The sequence below is a fragment of the Amycolatopsis thailandensis genome, assembly GCF_002234405.1.
GTDB lineage: Bacteria > Actinomycetota > Actinomycetes > Mycobacteriales > Pseudonocardiaceae > Amycolatopsis > Amycolatopsis thailandensis.
In genome coordinates this window covers 1-610 of record NZ_NMQT01000319.1, presented here as the reverse complement: position 1 = coordinate 610, position 610 = coordinate 1, and the positions used below count along the sequence as shown (strand labels likewise).

Annotated in this window: 1 protein-coding gene; it reads right to left on the bottom strand. The window is 69.3% G+C overall.

All coding sequences use genetic code 11. The features are described from left to right. Positions 1 to 124 precede the first annotated feature (124 nt). Positions 125 to 610, bottom strand: a 486-nt coding sequence (locus tag CFP71_RS42580; RefSeq protein ID WP_143267318.1) for an SIS domain-containing protein, incomplete at its 5' end; no start/stop codon positions are given.

The following is a 610-nucleotide window of genomic DNA, read 5'->3' as shown; positions in this document are numbered from 1 at the left end:
GCACCGACAGCCCGAAAGCCGCGCGCCGCATGAGCTCGCCGTCGGGCGTGACGGCGAGCAACCGGTCCTCCGCCGCGCGAATCCGTTCCGTGGTCCAGATTCCCTGCACGACGCCTCCGGTCTGCTACTCGACGGTGACCGACTTCGCCAGGTTACGCGGCTTGTCGACGTCGTACCCGCGCGTGCGGGCGATCTCGGCGGCCAGCACCTGCAACGGAACGGTGGAGACCAGCGGCTGGAGCAGCGTCGGGACGGCCGGGATCTCGATCAGCTCGTCGGCGAACGGGCGGACGGTCTCGTCACCCTCTTCCGCGATCACGATCGTGCGGGCACCGCGCGCCTGGATCTCGCTGATGTTGGAAACCAGCTTCGAGTGCAGCACCGCGCGCCCCTTCGGCGACGGCATCACCACGACGACGGGCAGGCCTTCTTCGATTAGCGCGATCGGGCCGTGCTTGAGCTCGCCGGCCGCGAACCCCTCGGCGTGCATGTACGCCAGTTCCTTGAGCTTCAGCGCGCCTTCGAGGGCGACCGGGAAACCGACGTGACGGCCGAGGAACAGCACGGCCTTCGAGTCGGCGATCCGGCGGCCGAGGTCGCGGACCTGGTC